The 17,338-nt window shown below is 70.0% G+C and carries 20 protein-coding genes; 8 read left to right on the forward strand and 12 right to left on the reverse strand.

The window, feature by feature from the left end:
- Positions 1-6: 6 nt before the first annotated feature.
- The gene (locus ACWA14_RS13375) at positions 7-210 is read left to right on the forward strand and encodes a hypothetical protein (protein ID WP_463794353.1); all 204 of its coding nucleotides are present in this window, start codon (positions 7-9) and stop codon (positions 208-210) included.
- 31 nt (positions 211-241) lie between these two features.
- On the opposite strand, the gene ACWA14_RS13380 is transcribed toward ACWA14_RS13375, so the two are convergent.
- The 7 genes from ACWA14_RS13380 to ACWA14_RS13410 all read right to left on the reverse strand — a co-directional run bounded on the left by ACWA14_RS13380 (position 242) and on the right by ACWA14_RS13410 (position 6,150).
- Positions 242-751: a MarR family winged helix-turn-helix transcriptional regulator gene (locus ACWA14_RS13380; protein ID WP_463794355.1), complete on the reverse strand. Its 510-nt coding sequence runs from the start codon at positions 749-751 to the stop codon at positions 242-244.
- 90 nt (positions 752-841) lie between these two features.
- A complete protein-coding gene (locus tag ACWA14_RS13385) occupies positions 842-1,789 on the reverse strand; it encodes an ABC transporter substrate-binding protein (RefSeq protein ID WP_463794357.1) in 948 nt (315 codons plus the stop codon).
- Complete coding sequence (locus tag ACWA14_RS13390; RefSeq protein ID WP_463794359.1) at positions 1,786-2,556, reverse strand: ABC transporter permease; 771 nt, start codon at positions 2,554-2,556, stop codon at positions 1,786-1,788. Before ACWA14_RS13390 ends, ACWA14_RS13385 begins: the two co-directional genes overlap by 4 nt.
- Positions 2,556-3,293: an ABC transporter permease gene (locus ACWA14_RS13395; RefSeq protein ID WP_463794362.1), complete on the reverse strand. Its 738-nt coding sequence runs from the start codon at positions 3,291-3,293 to the stop codon at positions 2,556-2,558. Before ACWA14_RS13395 ends, ACWA14_RS13390 begins: the two co-directional genes overlap by 1 nt.
- Before the next feature lie 144 nt (positions 3,294-3,437).
- Positions 3,438-3,893, reverse strand: a complete 456-nt coding sequence (locus ACWA14_RS13400) for a MarR family winged helix-turn-helix transcriptional regulator (RefSeq protein WP_463794364.1) — start codon at positions 3,891-3,893, stop codon at positions 3,438-3,440.
- Between the two features lies 1 nt (position 3,894).
- The gene (locus tag ACWA14_RS13405; protein ID WP_463794366.1) at positions 3,895-5,637 is read right to left on the reverse strand and encodes an MDR family MFS transporter; all 1,743 of its coding nucleotides are present in this window, start codon (positions 5,635-5,637) and stop codon (positions 3,895-3,897) included.
- A gap of 126 nt (positions 5,638-5,763) precedes the next feature.
- The gene (locus tag ACWA14_RS13410) at positions 5,764-6,150 is read right to left on the reverse strand and encodes a hypothetical protein (protein WP_463794369.1); all 387 of its coding nucleotides are present in this window, start codon (positions 6,148-6,150) and stop codon (positions 5,764-5,766) included.
- A gap of 119 nt (positions 6,151-6,269) precedes the next feature.
- Here ACWA14_RS13410 and nhaA point away from each other — a divergent pair, with 119 nt between their 5' ends.
- The 4 genes from nhaA to ACWA14_RS13430 all read left to right on the forward strand — a co-directional run bounded on the left by nhaA (position 6,270) and on the right by ACWA14_RS13430 (position 10,376).
- A complete protein-coding gene (gene nhaA, locus ACWA14_RS13415; RefSeq protein WP_463794371.1) occupies positions 6,270-7,631 on the forward strand; it encodes a Na+/H+ antiporter NhaA in 1,362 nt (453 codons plus the stop codon).
- A gap of 333 nt (positions 7,632-7,964) precedes the next feature.
- Positions 7,965-8,681, forward strand: coding sequence for a VIT1/CCC1 transporter family protein (locus tag ACWA14_RS13420; protein WP_463794373.1), 717 nt, complete (start codon positions 7,965-7,967; stop codon positions 8,679-8,681).
- A gap of 46 nt (positions 8,682-8,727) precedes the next feature.
- Positions 8,728-9,405, forward strand: a complete 678-nt coding sequence (locus tag ACWA14_RS13425) for a response regulator transcription factor (RefSeq protein ID WP_463794377.1) — start codon at positions 8,728-8,730, stop codon at positions 9,403-9,405.
- A complete protein-coding gene (locus ACWA14_RS13430) occupies positions 9,402-10,376 on the forward strand; it encodes a sensor histidine kinase (RefSeq protein WP_463794380.1) in 975 nt (324 codons plus the stop codon). The genes ACWA14_RS13425 and ACWA14_RS13430 overlap by 4 nt, the downstream gene beginning before the upstream one ends.
- Here ACWA14_RS13430 and ACWA14_RS13435 read toward each other — a convergent pair.
- From ACWA14_RS13435 to ACWA14_RS13445, 3 genes are read right to left on the reverse strand one after another with little or no spacing between them, the layout of a single operon-like run.
- Positions 10,354-11,169 carry an FAD:protein FMN transferase gene (locus tag ACWA14_RS13435; protein WP_463794383.1) on the reverse strand — a complete coding sequence of 272 codons (816 nt, stop codon included), beginning with the start codon at positions 11,167-11,169 and terminating at the stop codon, positions 10,354-10,356. The genes ACWA14_RS13430 and ACWA14_RS13435 overlap by 23 nt on opposite strands.
- Positions 11,169-11,603: an FMN-binding protein gene (locus ACWA14_RS13440; RefSeq protein WP_463794386.1), complete on the reverse strand. Its 435-nt coding sequence runs from the start codon at positions 11,601-11,603 to the stop codon at positions 11,169-11,171. The genes ACWA14_RS13435 and ACWA14_RS13440 overlap by 1 nt, the downstream gene beginning before the upstream one ends.
- Before the next feature lie 12 nt (positions 11,604-11,615).
- The gene (locus tag ACWA14_RS13445; RefSeq protein WP_463794390.1) at positions 11,616-13,037 is read right to left on the reverse strand and encodes a ferredoxin reductase family protein; all 1,422 of its coding nucleotides are present in this window, start codon (positions 13,035-13,037) and stop codon (positions 11,616-11,618) included.
- Positions 13,038-13,153: 116 nt separating this feature from the next.
- Here ACWA14_RS13445 and ACWA14_RS13450 point away from each other — a divergent pair, with 116 nt between their 5' ends.
- Positions 13,154-15,013, forward strand: a complete 1,860-nt coding sequence (locus ACWA14_RS13450) for a heavy metal translocating P-type ATPase (protein WP_463794395.1) — start codon at positions 13,154-13,156, stop codon at positions 15,011-15,013.
- A 44-nt stretch (positions 15,014-15,057) separates the two neighbouring features.
- Positions 15,058-15,513, forward strand: coding sequence for a universal stress protein (locus ACWA14_RS13455; RefSeq protein WP_463794398.1), 456 nt, complete (start codon positions 15,058-15,060; stop codon positions 15,511-15,513).
- Between the two features lie 6 nt (positions 15,514-15,519).
- Here ACWA14_RS13455 and ACWA14_RS13460 read toward each other — a convergent pair whose 3' ends face one another.
- Positions 15,520-16,119 (reverse strand): pyridoxamine 5'-phosphate oxidase family protein, encoded by a 600-nt coding sequence (locus ACWA14_RS13460; RefSeq protein WP_463794400.1) that lies wholly within the window; start codon positions 16,117-16,119, stop codon positions 15,520-15,522.
- Positions 16,120-16,344: 225 nt separating this feature from the next.
- On the opposite strand from ACWA14_RS13460, the gene ACWA14_RS13465 reads away from it, so the two are divergent.
- Positions 16,345-16,776, forward strand: coding sequence for a pyridoxamine 5'-phosphate oxidase family protein (locus tag ACWA14_RS13465; RefSeq protein WP_463794402.1), 432 nt, complete (start codon positions 16,345-16,347; stop codon positions 16,774-16,776).
- A 20-nt stretch (positions 16,777-16,796) separates the two neighbouring features.
- Here the strand turns inward: ACWA14_RS13465 and ACWA14_RS13470 are convergent, their stop codons facing one another.
- Positions 16,797-17,324: a MarR family winged helix-turn-helix transcriptional regulator gene (locus ACWA14_RS13470; RefSeq protein WP_463794405.1), complete on the reverse strand. Its 528-nt coding sequence runs from the start codon at positions 17,322-17,324 to the stop codon at positions 16,797-16,799.
- Between the last annotated feature and the right edge of the window lie 14 nt (positions 17,325-17,338).

The following is a 17,338-nucleotide window of genomic DNA, read 5'->3' on the forward strand; positions in this document are numbered from 1 at the left end:
GAGGGCATGAGCCACCCCGACGACATCAAACAGCCCCTGGACCATCTGCCCCCGCTCGACGAGCGCGACAAGGCCGTCGAGATCGACGAGCCCCGCTACCCGACATCGGAGACACCGACCGGCCCGACGCAGGCGTCGCCGGAGACGGCGGCCGAGCCGGACAAGCCGAACCGTCACGGCGTCGACAAGCTTCCGCCGACGTCGCGCTGACGCGAGCCCCGGATGCTCGCGCGCGATCGGGTCAGTCCCCGAACGCGGCGAGCAGCTCGGCGAAGTGGTCGAGGTCCTCGGCCGACCAGTTGCGCAGTCGCTCCGCGAGGCGGGCCTCGTACCGGGAGCGGGCGAGCGCCACGCGCTCCTGCGCCAGCGGGGTCGCGACGAGCACGCGGGCCCGGCGATCGCCTTCGTCTCGCACGCTCTCCACGAGCCCCCACTGCTCGAGCTGACGCACGTGCCGGCTGACGGCCGACTTGTCGGTCTGCAGGCGCTCGATGATCGCCCCCGCCGAGGTGGCCTTGCCCGACGCGATCGAGGTGAGCACCTGGTAGCCGAGCGGCTGGAGCTCGGGATGCACGGTCGCGGCGGCCTCCCGCCAGCTCACCCGGATCCGGGCGAAGAGACGTCCGAGCTCATGCTCGACGCGGGAGACGGCCTGATCGAGATCGACACCGGTCGGAGAATCGGCGGGCCGCGTCGTGGGCGAAGCGGCGGGCGAAGCCGTTCGGGCGGCTTCGTCGGACGGGGCGCTCATGATCGCCAGCTTACGGCGAAGCCCCGCCGTCGGTCGGACGGCGGGGCTTCGATCACACGAGGAGCACGATCTCCCTCGTCGGGTACGGGGTCACTTGCCGATGAGACCTGCGGCGGTGAGCCAGTCTTCCGCCGCCGTCGCCGCCGATGCCTTCTCCTCGCCTTCGACGCGGTCGCGGAGCGCGATCAGGTCGTCCGTCGTGAGCTTCGCCGAGATGGCGTTGAGCACGTCGGCGAGCTCGTCGGAGTAGACATCCTTCGACAGCAGCGGGATGACGTTCTGCGCCGAGATCATGTTCTCGGGGTCTTCGAGGACGACGAGGTCCTCCGTGCGGATGGCCGGCGAGGTCGTGTAGATGTCCGCGACCTGGACGGTGCCGTCGACGAGCGCCTGAACGGTGTCCGGGCCGCCGAAGTCCTCGTACGGGACGAAGGTGACCTGTCCCGCTTCCACGCCCACGCCGTAGACGTCGCGCAGTCCCGGGATGCCGTAGCCGAGTTCGCCGAACTGCGGGTTGGACGCCAGCGAGAACGGCTCGAGAGCCTTCAGGTCGCCGATGGACGTCAGGTCGTTGTCTTCCGCGGTCTTCCTCGTGACGACATAGGCGTCCTTGTCCTCGGCCTCCGCCGAGTCGAGCACCTGCAGGTCGTCGGCGGCCACGGCATCCGGCAGCGCGGCGTCGACATCCTCCGTCGTCCGCTCCGCATACTCCGTGTCGTAGTAGGCGAGCAGGTTGCCGTTGTATTCCGGGATGAGGTTGATCGAGCCGTCCTGGAGGGCCGGGATCGTCTGCTGCCGCGGTCCGATGTTGAACTTGGTCGAGACGTCGAAGCCCTCGGCTTCGAGCGCCTGCGCGTAGATCTCGCCGAGGATCTCGCTCTCGGGGAAGGCGAAGGAGCCCACGACGACGGCATCCCCCGCGGTCGCCTCCCCGCCCGACGAGGTGGGGTCGGTGGTCGTGCATCCGACGAGTGCGATGGTGGTGCCGGCGGCGACCACGCAGGCGGCCAGCCAGGTCTTGGGTGCTCGAGAGGTCATGCGGGTGTCCTTTCATCGACGACCGGATCCGCGACGGAATCCGAACGGTTTCGCTGCGAACGGGAACGAGGTGCGGAGGCCGATCCCGCCGTGCGGGTGACGCGCTGGAGGAGAGCGAAGATGCCGTCGACACCCAGCGCGAGGGCGGTCACCAGCAGCGCGCCGCCGAGGATCACCGTGTAGTCGTTGAGACCGATGCCGGAGGAGATGATGCGCCCCAGGCCCCCGAGTCCGACGTACGAGGCGATCGTCACCGTCGCGATGACCTGCAGCGCCGCCGAGCGGATGCCGCCGATGATCACCGGCAGACCGAGGGGGATCTCGACCCGGAACAGGATCTGCAGCTCCGTCATCCCGATCGATCGCGCGGCGTCGATCGCTTCACGATCGACGCTCTCGACCCCGGCGTAGGCCCCGGCGAGGAGAGAGGGGATCGCCAGCAGGACGAACGCGATGATCGAGCCGATGAGGACGGCGGGGGTGGTGCTGAGACCGGAGCGCAGCACCATGGTGAGGAAGAAGAGCACCCCGAGCGTCGGGAGAGCGCGCATGGCGCCCGTGAAGCCGATCACGAACTGGCGCCCGCGCCCGGTGTGCCCGATGGCGAAGCCGAGCGGCAGAGCGATGAGCATCGCCAGGGCGAGCGAGACACCCGAGTAGAGGAGATGCTCGACGAGCCGGTCCCCGAGGGGCAGGGGACTCTGGGAACCGGGCACCCAGTTGGCCGGATCGACGATCCAGGCGAGGGCGTTCAGGAGGAAGTCCATCAGACCCCCGTACCCGGGGACGCCAGGATTCGACGGGCGGCACCGGTGTCGGCGCCCGAGCCCGTGCCGGTGTCGGGGGACGCTCCGCGCGGCGCGCGCACGCCGGCGGCCCGGCTCCACGGCATCAGGATGCGCCCGAGGGCGACCAGGATCAGGTCGAAGACGAGAGCGATGAGCAGGCTCATGACGATCCCGACCACGACCTCCTCGAGGATGCCGCGCTGCTTGCCGTTCTGGAACAGGTAGCCGAGGTTCTCGGAGCCGATGATCACGCCCACCGAGACGAGGGCGATGGTCGACACGGAGACGACGCGGAGCCCGGCGATCAGCACGGGACCGGCGAGCGGGAACTCGACGCGCCAGAACCGGCCGGCCGGTGAGAAGCCGACGGCCTTCGCCGCCTCGATCACGGACCGATCGACGGATCCGAAGGCATCGGTCGCGGAGCGCAGCATGATCGCGACCGCGTAGATCGAGAGCGCGACGACGAGGTTGGCGTCATCGAGGATCCGGGTGCCGAGGATGAGCGGCAGGATGACGAACAGCGGCAGGGAGGGGATCGTGTAGAGCAGGCTGCCCGTGCTGATGACGACGGTGCGCACGATCCGATTGCGGCTGGACACCCAGCCCAGCGGCACGGCGATGACGAAGCCCAGGATGATGGGGAGGATCGCGAGGCGGACGTGATTCAGCGTGAGATCCATGATCAGGCCGAGGTTCGAGGCGATCCAGTTCACCGAAGCCCCGTTCTGTGCGGTCCGGATCTGCCAGCGGAGGCGATCACAGACATTCGACTGAACCACAGATGGGCCCGTTGGACAAGAGGACGACGAAGCCCCGCCGTCGAGATGACGGCGGGGCTTCGTGGGGATCCCGCGGGATCAGATCTCCGCGAGCAGACGGAAGACCTTGGAGGCGGCGTCGACCTCCTCCTGCGTCAGCTCGGCGACGACCGAGCGCAGGCGCACGGCGTGGTCGCGACGCAGCTCGGCCAGAGCGGCGCAGGCCGAGGGTGTCGCGGTCAGCACCCGCAGCCGGCCGTCGCGCTCGTCCGCCCGCGACTCGAGGAGCCCCAGCTCCTCGAGCATCCGCACCTGACGGCTGATGACCGACTTGTCGATCTCGAAGCGCTCGGCGAGCTCATGCGCGTTGGCCGCGCCCGCCCGGTCGATGAAGGTCAGCAGCTTGTAGCCGCCCACCGGGAGCTCGGGGTCGAGGCGGGCCGCCGATTCCTTCCAGAGCGTCCGGGTCCGCGCGAAGATCAGGCTCAGGTGCGTCTGGAGATCCCCGAGGGCGCTGTCCACGTCCTCGGGTGCGGCGGCGTCCAGCGTGGCCATCTCAGCGCCTCGGCTCCCGGCCCTCGCGCTGCTCCGGGTTCCGGTCCTCGCGCTCGAGCACGGTCACCGCACCGGTGCGCGGTGAGGTCGATCCGTCGCCCGTGGTGCGGATCGCTCCGGTGGAGAGAGCCCCGCCCACCTCGGCCTCGGCGACCTCGATCGCCGAATCCTCCGCCTGCTCGCGCAGCTGCTCGGCGGCGTTCTTGGTGGACAGCGGCTTGTTCTTGATGAACGCGATCGCGATGATCGAGATCACGGCGAGCGGGATCGCGATGAGGAACGCGTCCGCGATGCCGCTGCCGTAGGCGCCTTCGACGATCGCACGGATCGTGTCGGGAAGCTGCGCCACCTTCGGCACATCGCCCGAGGCGAGGTGCTGCAGCGCGTCGACCTCCTCCGGCGTGGTCGGGGTGAAGCCCTCGAGAGAGTCGCTCATGGAGCGGGCGACACTGGTCGACAGGATCGATCCCATGACCGTGACGCCGATGGTGCCGGCGATGGTGCGGAAGAAGTTGACGTTCGACGACGCGGCGCCGAGCTGCCGCGGCGGCGTGTCGTTCTGCACGATGAGCGTGAGGTTCTGCATGACCATGCCGAGTCCGGCGCCGAGCACGACCATGTAGGCGGCCACGAGCACGAACGGGGTGTCGTAGCGCAGCGTCGCCATCATGCTGACGCCGACCGTGGTCAGCACGGAACCCGTGATCATCCAGCCCTTCCACTTGCCGAAGCGGCTCACGAGCTGACCGATGATGATCGAGGCGCCCATCTGGCCGATGATCATCGGGATCGTCATGAGGCCCGACTCGGTCGGCGTGGCGCCCCGGGCGAGCTGGAAGTACTGGGCGAGGAACACCGAGGTCGCGAACATCGACACGCCGATGGCGATGGAGGCGATGACCGACAGCGTGAAGGTGCGGTTGCGGAAAAGCGACATCGGGACGATCGGTTCCTTCACGAAGAACTCGACCGTGATGAATCCGGCGATCGCGACAGCGGCGATGACGGCGAGCATGATGCTCGTCGAGGAGTTCCACTCGAACTCGCTGCCGCCCATCGAGACCCAGATCAGGAGGGTCGAGACGCCGACGGCGAGCAGCACGATGCCGAAGTAGTCGATCGACACCTTGGTGTCGCGCTGCGGCTTGGGCAGGTGCAGCGTGAACTGCAGCAGCACGAGCGCGAGGATCGCGAACGGCACGCCGACGAAGAAGTTGGAGCGCCAGCCCCACACGTCGGTGAGGAGCCCGCCCAGGAGCGGCCCACCGATGGTGCCCAGGGCCATGATGCCGCCGACGACGCCCATGTACTTACCACGCTCGCGGGGGGAGATGATGAGAGCGACCGCGATCATGACGAGCGACATCAGGCCGCCGACGCCGATGCCCTGGATGACGCGGACGGCGATCAGCATGTTCGTGTCGGTCGAGAACCCGGCGATCACGGTGCCGACGGTGAAGATGATCAGCGACAGCTGCACGAGGATCTTGCGGTCGACCAGGTCGGCGAGCTTGCCCCAGATGGGGGTGGAGACGGCGGTCGCCAGCAGGCTCGCCGTGATGACCCAGGTGTACTGGGACTGGGTGCCGCCGAGGTCGGCGATGATGACCGGCATCGAGGTCGACACCACGGTGCCCGAGAGCACGGCGACGAACATGCCGACGACGAGGCCGGAGATCGCGGTGAAGACCTCGCGCGGAGTGCGCGTCGCGTCGGACGCGGAGGATGTGGTGGACGTTGTCACAGTGGAGAGCTCCTGTGTAGAAAGTTGATAACGGTCAACTATACCTCTGATAGTTGCGTAAGCGCAACTATCAGAGCACACAGCGGAGCGACACTGTCGGCAGCACGTGCCGAACGGGAGCGGAAGCTAGCCGTTGAGCGCGTCCATCTCGGCGAGCAGGTCGAGTCGGGTCAGCAGCAGTTCCCCCGCGGTCCCGATCGCGGCGAGCGCGTTGGCGAGCACCAGCGCCGCGATGAGCGCGAAGGCCAGGGTCGAGGGCAGCGCGAAGCCGCGGCGCACGGTCAGCACGACGACTCCCACCGCGCACACGACGGCGATCGTCTGCCCCGCGACGGTGGCCGCCGCCATGCGCAGCGCCCCCTCGAGCGTGAGGGCGCCGTAGGCGTTGAGCGCGGCGGAGAGCGCCAGAGGGATCACGAAGACACCGAGGACGAGGATCGCGCCGCGGCTGAGTCGCCAGGAACGCCGATCCGCGGAGACCGGTCGATTCGTCGTCATCGTCGCCTGCGTCATATGCCGACCCTACCGAGGCGACCGATTCGGGACCAGACGTCGTCGACGGTAGAATGGTGGAGGCGCGTCGGGAAGTCTGGTCGACACCTCATCAGTCGACCACTCTCCAGGAAGCTCCCATGCCGAACACTCCTTCATCACCCCCGACAGGCCGCTTCCCCCGCTGGCCCGGCGCCGCGGAAGCGGGACGCATCACCTCCCTGCTGCGGAAGGAGGCCGTCGGCGGCATCCTGCTCGTGATCGCCGCGGCGATCGCGATCGTGTGGGCGAACTCCCCCGCCTCCGACAGCTACTTCGCGCTGCGGGACTTCCGCATCGGGTACGAGCCGTGGCATCTCGAGCTCTCGCTCGGTGCGTGGGCGGCCGACGGCCTGTTGGCGATCTTCTTCTTCATGGTCGGCCTGGAGCTCAAGCGCGAGGTCGTCACCGGGGATCTCCGCCGATTCGGCACGGCGATCGTGCCCATCACCGCCGCGGTGGGCGGCGTCGCCGTGCCGGCACTCATCTACACCGCGATCGTCTGGCAGCAGCCGTCGCTGCGGGAGGGATGGGCGATCCCGACCGCGACCGACATCGCCTTCGCCGTCGCCGTGCTCGCCCTCGTCGGCTCACACCTCCCGAGTCCGTTGCGGGTGTTCCTGCTCACCCTCGCCGTCGTCGACGATCTCATCGCGATCCTCATCATCGCGGTGTTCTACACCGCCGAGATCGAGATGATCCCGCTGCTGATCGCGGTCGTGGTGATCGCCGTCTACGGAGTGCTCGCCCAGCGCTACCGGGTCTTCTTCCGGGAGAAGGCTTTCGCCGCCTGGCTGATCCTGCTTCCGCTCGGCTTCATCGCCTGGGCCTTCCTGCACGCCTCCGGCATCCACGCGACGATCGCCGGTGTCGCACTGGCGTTCACGATCCCCGTGCGCCCGAGCAGGAAGGATCCGGCCCCCTCGACCGGACCGGGTCTCGCCGAGGAGTTCGAGCACCGCTTCCGCCCCCTCTCCGCGGGCATCGCCGTGCCGATCTTCGCGTTCTTCGCGGCCGGCGTCGCGGTCGGCGGCGTCGACGGCATCCTGCGCGCGGCCACCGATCCGGTGACGATCGGCATCGTCGTGGCGCTCGTGCTCGGCAAGCCCATCGGCATCGTGCTGTCCGTGCGCCTGCTCACCCTGGTGACCCGGGTCCGGCTCGATGCCGCGCTGCGCTGGATCGACCTCATCGGGGTCGGACTCCTCGCCGGGATCGGGTTCACCGTCTCCCTCCTGATCGCCGAGCTGAGCTTCGGCGCCGACAGTGTGCACGGCGACGACGCGAAGATCGCGATCATGATCGCGTCGCTCCTCGCCTCGCTCTTCGCCGCGAGCATCCTGATCGTGCGCAACCGGCGCTACCGGGCGATCGCCCTCGCCGAGCAGATCGACGAGGACGGCGACGGGACGCCGGACATCTACCAGGATCAGCCGTCGCGTCCGTCGGCACCGCAGGCCTGACAGACGATCAGCCTCACCGGTCCTCCACGTCTGGGGCGTGGAGGACCGGACAGGGCCTGATGGAACCTCGCGACCTCGCGCTCTGCATTGAACGACCAGTCTGGGGAACTGGACTCGTGATACACGGCACACTGCCACGGAGAGCCCTCGATCCGGCCAGCATCGCTCACCGGATAGCCCACCCTATCGCTAGACAGGTGAGATAGGTCAAGGGTTAGCAATATGCTGGTGGACTCCGTCCGAGCTCCCCCGCACCGGGTCGAAAGTCCTCCCCTCCCGGCATCGCGCCGGTGTCTAATGGGTCGGGAACCTGATCGACAGCGGAGGGGCGCCATGACGAGTACGCACACCCACCCCGACGAGCCGCACACCGCGGGGATCGCCGGACGTCTGAACTGGCTGAGGGCGGGCGTGCTCGGAGCGAACGACGGGATCGTCTCGGTCGCGGCGATCGTGGTCGGTGTGGCCGGAGCGACCAACGACCTGGCCCCCATCCTGACCGCCGGCACCGCCGCACTGGTCGGTGGCGCGATCTCGATGGCGCTCGGCGAGTACGTGTCGGTGAGCAGTCAGAGCGACAGCGAGAAGGCGCTCATCGCGAAGGAGCGCCGCGAACTCGCGGAGATGCCCGAGCAGGAGCTCGAAGAACTCGCGGGTCTGTACCAGGCCAAGGGGATCTCGCCGGAGACCGCACGCCAGGTCGCCGAGGAGCTGACCGCGCACGACGCCCTCGCCGCCCACCTGTCGGCCGAGCTGAACATCGACCGGGAGGACCTGGTCAGCCCCTGGCGTGCCGCCCTCGCTTCCGCGGTCGCGTTCACGGTCGGCGGGATCATCCCGTTCGTGGCGATGCTGCTGCCGCCGGAGGTGCGGATCCCCGCGACCTTCGTCGTGGTGCTGCTGGCCCTGGGCATCACCGGAGCCCTCGGCGCCCGCCTCGGCGGCAGCCCGGCCCTTCGCCCCACGGTGCGGGTCGTGGTGGGCGGAGCGTTCGCGCTGATCGCCACCTTCCTGATCGGTACGCTCTTCGGAACCACCGGCGTCGTCTAGACCGCGCCCGAATCCTCCGCCCGCGGCAGAGCCGAAGGAGAGCCTGATGACAACGACGGACCTGCCGCGCGGGTCGCTCCTCTACGTCGAGGACGACGCGGAGATCGCCGCCATGACGGTCGAAGTGCTGTCGGACGTGTACGACGTCGACCATGCCGTCGACGGTGAGAAGGCCCTCCGTCTCGCCCTCGGCCGACGCTACGACGCGATGGTGGTCGACCGACGGCTCCCCGGGATGGACGGCATCGCACTCATCCGAGCCGTGCGGACGGCGCACATCACCACGCCGATCCTGATGCTGACGGCATCCGGCACGGTGGACGACCGGGTCACCGGGCTCGACGGCGGAGCCAACGACTACCTGATCAAGCCGTTCGACTACGGCGAGCTGCTCGCACGCCTGCGGGCACTGCGCCGCGCCTTCCGCGCCGACGGTGTGCGGAGGGACCTCGGCGAGTGGGTGTTCGCGCCGGATGCCCAGGCCGTGTACGACCCGTCCGGCTTCCGCGTGGCGCTGACCGCCACCGAGAGCGCACTCCTGGAGCTGCTGAGCGCCAGTCCGGAGCATGTGTTCAGCAGGGAGGAGATCCTCCGCGCCGTCTTCCACGAGGGAGACACCTCCAGTTCCGTCGACACCTATGTGCACTACGTGCGCCGGAAGACCACGCCCGAGATGATCGACACCGTGCGCGCCCGCGGTTACCGGGCGGGGACTCCCTCGTGACCGAGTCCGACACCGCTCGCGTGCGCCGGGCGGCGCTCTCCATCGGCCTCTGGGTAGGCGTCGCGTCCGGCGTGATCATCGCGACCGGCATCGGGATCCTCCTCGCCGTGGTGCTCGCGACTTCGCGGCGCGAAGGCGCGGAGCACGGCGGCGTCGTCGGCCGCCCCGTCGGGCCGACCGACGACGTCATCGTCGACATCGACGTGGTCGTGCCGACCGTGATCGTCCTCGGGATCATCGGGGTCGTGCTGCTCGCCGCGGTCGCGGTGGTCGCGGCTCGACGTTCCGTGCGCCCTCTCGCGGAAGCCCTGCGCCGACAGCGTCACTTCGTCGCCGACGCGAGCCATGAGCTGCGCACGCCGTTGACCACGCTGACGAGCCGCATCCAGGTCGTGCAGCGCCGTCATGACCGGGGCGAGGACCTGGGCCCGGGGCTCGCGGAACTCCGTCGCGACGCGGACATGATGGGCGACGTGCTCACCGATCTGCTGATCGCCGCCGAGGGCGACTCGCAGCCGGACTCCTCGGCCGATGTGCGGGCGGCAGCGGACGCGGCGGTCGCATCCATCGCGTCGATCGCCTCCGAATCGGGCGTATCGCTCGCCGTCGCGGGCGAGAGGGACGTGCAGGCGGAGATCCCGACCGTGACGCTGGTCCGCATCCTTGTCGCGCTCCTCGACAACGCCGTGCAGCACTCCCCTGCGGGCGGCACCGTCACGATCCGCATCGGCGCGGGCACCGGGAACGCGACCGTGCGGGTGATCGATGAGGGAGCCGGGATCGACGGGATCTCCGCAGATCAGGTGTTCGAGAGGTTCGCGCGTCCCCGGGAGAGCGGACGCCCGCGCAGCTTCGGGCTCGGCCTGTCCCTCGTGCGGGACGTGGCTCGCCGCGCGGGCGGCTCGATCGAGGTCGAGTCGTCGACGCCCGAGGGGACCACGTTCCTGCTCACGCTGCCGGCGCACCGCTGACGGGAGTCGCGGTCTGCACCTCGACCGTCGTGGAGCCGAGCCAGCGCGTCACCCGTCCGTCGTCGTCCACGAGGATGCCGGTGCGCGAGCCCGCGTCGGCGATCCACGCATGATCCGCGCTCGCGACGACGGCGACGGTGGCCCAGACGTCCGCTTGAGCGAGGCCCGGGGCGACCACGGTGGCGGAGGCGACTCCCGTCGCCCGCTCCCCGGTGCGAGGGTCGACGATGTGCAGTCCGCGCTCAGCCGTTCCCGATGTGGCGACCGCGCCGTCGACGACGTCGATCGTGGCGATGACCCGTGTCCGGTCGTGCGGGTCGGCGATCCCGACGTGCCATCGCCACGCCGACCCCGCCGCGGTGAAGAGCTGCAGGTCCCCGCCGGCGTTGATCCCGACCGCGATCACACCCGACAGCAGCGGAGCGAGGTGCCGGCGACTCGCCTCCTCCACGGCCCACCCCTTCACGTATCCGGTCGGATCGAACCACCCACGCCACGTCGCCGAGAACAGCCCTCTGGTCTCCGTCTCCGCCCGTCCGCAGGCATCCGCGACCACGGCGACCCGGGGGTCGGCCTCCGCGATCGTGAGCTCGCCCCGCCGGATGCGCAGGATGTCGGAGTCGTCCCGATACGTCGAGAAGACCCGGTCGATGTCGCGGAGCTCGTCGAAGCAGGCGCCGACCGCTTCCTCGACGTCCGGCCCGATCGACTCCCCCGCCGTCACCACGTGGATGCTCATCGGGATGCCCATGATCTCTTCGACCCGGACGCGGGTCGTGTGCACCCCGGTCATCAGCTCTGCGCCTGATCGATCGCGCTCTGCAGGGAGGAGCGGTATCCGTCGCTAGTGTACGTGGCACCGGACACCATCTGGATCTTCGCGCTCTGCGCCTGCATCGTCTCCGACACGAGACGCGGGATCGCGGTGCCGTTGATCTGCCGGTCGCGTCCGTTGCCGTCGGGATAGTCGGTCGCTTCCGCCGCGCTGATCTTCCCGCCGGACACCGTGATCTTCACCTGCACGGGTCCGTACCGGGTCTGCACGGAGTCGCCCGTGTAGGTGCCGTCCACGAGCCCGGAACCCGACGTCGAGCCGGTCGTTCCGGTCGAGCCGGTCGTCGCGGCGACGGAGTCGACCGGCATCACGACGTCGACCGACGTGCGGTAGCTGAACAGCAGCACGAGGCCGCTGACTGTGGCGAGCAGCGTGTAGAGGATCTTCTTCATGACGTTCTCCGCTCAGATCGTGAAGGACTCGGAATGGATGCGGTGAGCCGCGAACCCGGCGTCGCGGAGGTCCCGCGTCAGGACCGTCATCCAGTCCGCGGCTCCGCAGAGGAACACGTCGTACTCCTCCGGGTCCGGGACGAGATGCCGCAGCAGCTGCGGTCCGGTCCACGCCCCGTGCGTGGCCGGGATCCACGGCGATCCCCCGGTCGACCGCGGACCGACGAAGGGGAGATGCCGGAGACCGCGCCGGGCGACGAGATCCGCGATCGCGTCCTGGCGGAGCGCGTCCGCGGCGCTCGAGTCGCGCGTGATCAGCGTCGCCGCTCCAGGAGCGTACGCCTCGGCCTCCAGGAGGGCGACGAGTGGTGCGACTCCGGCGCCGGCTCCGATCATGAGCAGCTTGGTCCCGGTCCGTCGCTCGCCCGTCATCTCGCCGTACGGCCCCTCCACGATGACCCGCATGCCGGGAAGGAGGGTCTCGAGCCGCCGGGTGCCGTCGCCGACGATGCGGGCAGTGAGAGTGAGATCGCTCCCCGGTGCGGACGACAGCGAGAACGGGTGTCCCCGCGTCCACCCGGGTCCGTCCAGGAACCGCCAGACGAAGAATTGACCCGCTCGGGCCCTCAGCGACGCGAGGTCGCGCCCGGACACGCGCACCGTGACTCCCCGCGCCCCGTCGCGCTCGACCGCGGCGACCCGCAGCGCCCGGCGCGACGAGCGCAGCAGGGGCGACACGATGCGGAAGGCGAGGACGGATGCCGCGGCGACAGCCCAGAGCGACCACCAGTATCCGGTCGCGATCGGCGACGACAGGAAGTCGGCGCCCGTCCACAGCTGGTGCGGCAGAGCGAGGCCGACCCCGAGGTAGGCGTAGAGGTGCAGCAGATGCCAGGACTCGTGGCGCAGCTTCCGGCGCGCGCGTCGGATCGACGTCACGACCACGAGCAGGATCAGGAGGGTGCCCACGGTCGCGAGCAGCATTCCGGGATAGTCCCAGACGAAGCTCCACAGCTGGGCGAGCGGATCGACGCCTGCCGCGAGCGCGTACCCCACCGCCAGCATCACGATGTGCGCGCCCATCAGCCAGAACGACCAGAAGCCGACGAAGCGGTGCAGGCGGGTGATGCCGTCGCGACCGAATCCCCGCTCGAACAGGGGGACGCGGGCCATCAGCAGCACCTGGTAGAGCAACAGGTTCGACGCGATGAGACCGGTCAGCCGGCCCAGCGTCGTCACGGTCTCGGCGTCGAACCCGAGGAGAGCTGCGACTCCGCCCCCGGCGACCCAGAGCGCGACGACGAAGAGGCTGGTCGCCCAGATCACGACGATCGCCCCGGCGCGCCAGAGCTGAGCGGTGCGTCGGCCCACTCCCCGCGGGGCCGGAGCGGACGCGGCGGCCGGGGTGAGGGGTCTGGTCGTCAGAGTGGTCATGAGGACATCGTGCAGAGGCGGCTCTGAGACAGGTCTAAGGAAGAGCCGTCCACAGCGAACTCCTAGCCGGCGGACCGGGCCTGGTGCGCCGGCACCGGACGGGGGATGCTGAGCGTATGCGCTTCCTCCGTCGGTACCCCGTGATCGTGCTCACGATCCTCGTCCTCGGTGGAGTGCTCGCGCTGCACGCCGCCGGCGAGCAGCCGATCGGACAGGGAGCCGCGACCGTGTACGTCGCGGGCTTCGTCGTGTGGACCCTCATAGGGATGATCCGCGACGTCATCCGCGGACACGTCGGGCTCGACATCCTCGCGGTCGTGGCGATGGTGGCGACCCTGGCGGTCGGCGAGTACATCGCCGGGCTCATCATCGTCCTGATGCTCGCGGGCGGCGAGGCGCTCGAGGACTTCGCGGGCCGACGCGCCAAGCGCGACCTGTCGGCCCTGCTCGATCGTTCGCCACGCGTCGCCCACGTCGTCGGCCCTGCGCCGACTGCGGAGTCCGAGGAGGTGGCCGATGTGGCCGTCGATGCGGTCGTGATCGGCGACACGCTGCTCGTGCGGCCCTCCGAGATCGTGCCGGTCGACGGCATCCTGCTGTCCGACAGCGCCAGCTTCGACGAGTCGTCGCTCACCGGCGAGAGCATGCCCGTGACGCGCGAGGCCGGTGGCGAGGTGCTCTCCGGAGCCGTCAACGGCACCCGAGCCGTGCGGATCCGCGCCCTGCGATCCAGCGCCGACAGCCAGTATCAGCAGATCGTCGCGCTCGTGCATGCCGCTGAGAAATCGCGCGCGCCCGTCGTGCGGCTCGCCGACCGGTTCGCGATCCCGTTCACGGCCGTCTCGCTCGTACTGGCGGGGACGGCCTGGGCGATCTCGGGCGACTCGACCCGCTTCGCCGAGGTGCTCGTGCTGGCGACCCCCTGCCCGCTGCTGATCGCCGCTCCGGTCGCCTTCCTGGGTGGCCTCTCGCGCGCGGCCAAGACCGGGGTCATCATGAAGGGCGGCGCCGTGATCGAGCAGCTCGCGCGGGTGCGCTCGGCGGCGTTCGACAAGACGGGGACGCTGACGCAGGGCGCGCCGAAGCTCGTCGATGTGCGCCCGGCGCCCGGCTTCGCGGCCGAGGAGCTGCTGGCGTTCGCCGCGTCGGCCGAGCAGTACTCCTCGCACGTGCTCGCCGCGGGAATCCGCAGCGCCGCCGAGAGCAGGGGGCTCGAGCTGCACGCGACCGACGAGGCCAGCGAGGCGGCCACCAACGGCGTGACCGCCCAGATCAGCGGACGCACGGTCGTGGTGGGCAAGCCCGCGTATGTGGCCTCGCTGGCCGCCGACACCGTGCGCACGGCCCTGGCCCCGGGTGAGGCCGCCGCCTACGTCGCGATCGACGGTCGCTTCGCCGGCACGCTGATCCTCGCGGATGCCGCGCGCCCCGAGGCATCGGCGGTGATCGCCTGGCTGCGCGCGCACGGGGTCGAGCGGCTCACGATGCTCACCGGCGACGCCGCCCCGACGGCGGAATCCATCGCCCGCGAGGTCGGGATCGACGACGTGCACGCCGAGCTCCTCCCGCCGGAGAAGGTGAACCTCGCCGCCGGACTGCAGCCGCGTCCGATGATGATGGTCGGCGACGGGGTCAACGACGCCCCCGTGCTGGCGGCCTCCGACATCGGGGTCGCGATGGGGGCGCGCGGCGCCACCGCCGCCGGGGACGCGGCCGACGTGGTCATCCTCGTCGACTCGCTCGCGAAGGTCGTCGACGCCATCGCGATCGGCAGACACACGTTGCGCGTGGCCCTCACGGCGATCTGGATCGGCATCGGGCTCAGCGTCGGGCTCATGCTCGTCGCGATGACCGGCGCCATCCCCGCGATCGCGGGAGCGCTGGCCCAGGAGGCCGTGGACCTTGCGACCATCCTCTACGCGCTCCGGGCTCTCGGCGGGCCGCCCAGCGGCCTGGCGACGCCGGAACGCGTGTGACCTTCGGCCCGGACGCGGGCCGTCGGCGGGAGCATCGTCGGAGGATGAACATCTCGACAGCAGACCCCCGCATCGTCGTCGGCGTCGACGGCTCCGTGTCCTCGGTGATCGCGCTCCAGCGGGCCGCCGAACTCGCGGAGGCCGTGGATGCCTCTCTCGAGGCGATCACGACCTGGGAGTATCCCGTCCTGTTCGATCCGTACTACGCCGCGACGGACTGGTCTCCCCACGATGAAGCGGCGAAGTCGCTGGCGCAGACGGTCGAGGATGCCTTCCCCGGCGCACCACCGCGGCCGATCCTCCAGACAGTGCTCCAGGGCCCGGCGGCCCGGGTCCTGATCCAGGAGAGCGCGGGCGCGTACCTGCTCGTCCTCGGCAGTCGCGGCCACGGCGGGTTCGCGGGCCTGCTCCTCGGATCGGTCGGTGCGGCGTGCGCCGCGCACGCGGAGTGCCCGGTACTGATCATGCACACCCCGAAGAACACCGTCGGCGCGGCCTGAGTCGGGTCACTCGTCGGAGATCGGCGGAAAGTGCGGGATGCGGACCGGCCGCTGACCGCGGTCGTCCGCCTCGGCCCCGGCCTGCGTCGGACTGCCGCCGGTCGGACGGATCCCCGCCGCGAGCGGCGCGGTCACCGGCGGTGCGATGTCGGGGAAGCGCCGTCGGAAGCGCCGCCCGGTCACCGACGTGGCCGTGATCCGGATGTAGTTGTACTTGCCGGTCGGACTCCACGAGGTCAGGTGGAGGATGCCGGATTCCTCGATCTCCGCATCGGTGTCGAGACGATGCGCGTTCCCGCGGATCACGACGCTCCAGCGGGATGCCGTGTTCTCCCCGTCGACCTCGAAGGCGACCTCGCGGTGCGCGGTGATGTCGATCAGCTTGGCGCCGGGAGCGGAGCGGATGTAGACGGCACCGCTGTGCACGAGATAGTTCACCGGGAACACGTCGGGAGACCCGTCGATGCCCGTCACCGCCAGTCGCCCCAGCTCGCCGCGCGCCAACAGCCGCCAGCACTCGGTCGTGGACAGCTTGTCCACGACGGCCCGCGTCGGTTCGGGGGCGGGCGCCACGTGCAGGTACGGGTTCGGGTCGTCCGTGGCCATGGCGCACGTCCTTTCGTCGGGCCTCCCAGTCCACCCCGCGGCGACCGGGAGCGCCAGGGGCGAAGGTCCCATCGCACCGCGCGCGGGGGCGGGCATGCAGGGGACGTTGGTCCTGTCCGGGGGCGCCGCGCCGCCCTACCGTGAGGGACGAGGGTCCGTCCCTCCATCGACGCGGATGCCGGCCCTGGGCTCCGCTCGACCCCCGAGAGCGGCGAAGGGAAGTGCATGACGATGTCCGATCTGTCCTGGGAGGACCGCCCGCCCTCGCGGGCTCTCACCGACGACGAATGCTGGGAGCGGATCGCCCGCGCGCCGTACGGCCGGCTGGCCGCGCAGGCCGCCGGCGAGATCGACATCTTCCCCATCAACCACGGGATCGACGACGGTCGCATCGTGTTCCGTACATCTCCGGGGACCAAGCTCCTCGAACTCACGATCCACAGCTCGATCGTCTTCCAGATCGACGGCTACGACGAGCACGAGGCGTTCAGCGTGGTGGCGAAGGGCCGCGCCGAGGAGGTCGAGAGCTCCCGTGAGATCGACCGGCTGGAGGCACTCGACCTGCGCTCCTGGGCGCCCGAGGAGAAGGACCGTTGGGTGGTCATCACCCCCACGCACGTGAGCGGCCGGATCTTCCAGCTCTCGGCCGTGGCGTGATGCCGACGCGGGGCCGCTGATCAGCCGGGTGTCGTCGAGGGTGGTGAGACGGAGGCATGGTGACCCAGATGCTCGACCACCTGGCGGAGGTAGCGCGTGATGGTCTCCTGCTCCTCGGCCGAGAAGGAGTCGAGCTGTGCGTCGATGCCCAGGATCATCGGCATGAGCCGCCCCATGGCGCGATCGCGCGACGCGGGCTGTGCCACGACCAGCACTCCCCGCCGGTCGTGAGGCTGCGCCTGGCGTGTCACATGACCGAGCGCGACCAGCCGATCGACCGCGGTCGTCGCCGCTCCCGCCGAGATTCCCACACGTCGCGCGATCTCGCTGGCCCCGAGCGGTCCGCTCATGAGCAGCTGCTCCATGACGTTCAGGTCGGTGGGGTTGACGGCGAGCTCCGCACCGAGGACCCGCTCGAACTGCTCGCTGAGTTCGATGAACTCGCGCAGCATCGCGGTCGCCGGTCGCGTGGGCGCCGCATCGCTGGGCAGACCGCTCGGCGCCGCGCTCACGGCGGCGTCGGCGACACCCGCATCCCTCGGTTGCATGAGACCCAGATTAC

The sequence above is a fragment of the Microbacterium sp. TW_SC_2 genome (assembly GCF_055361165.1).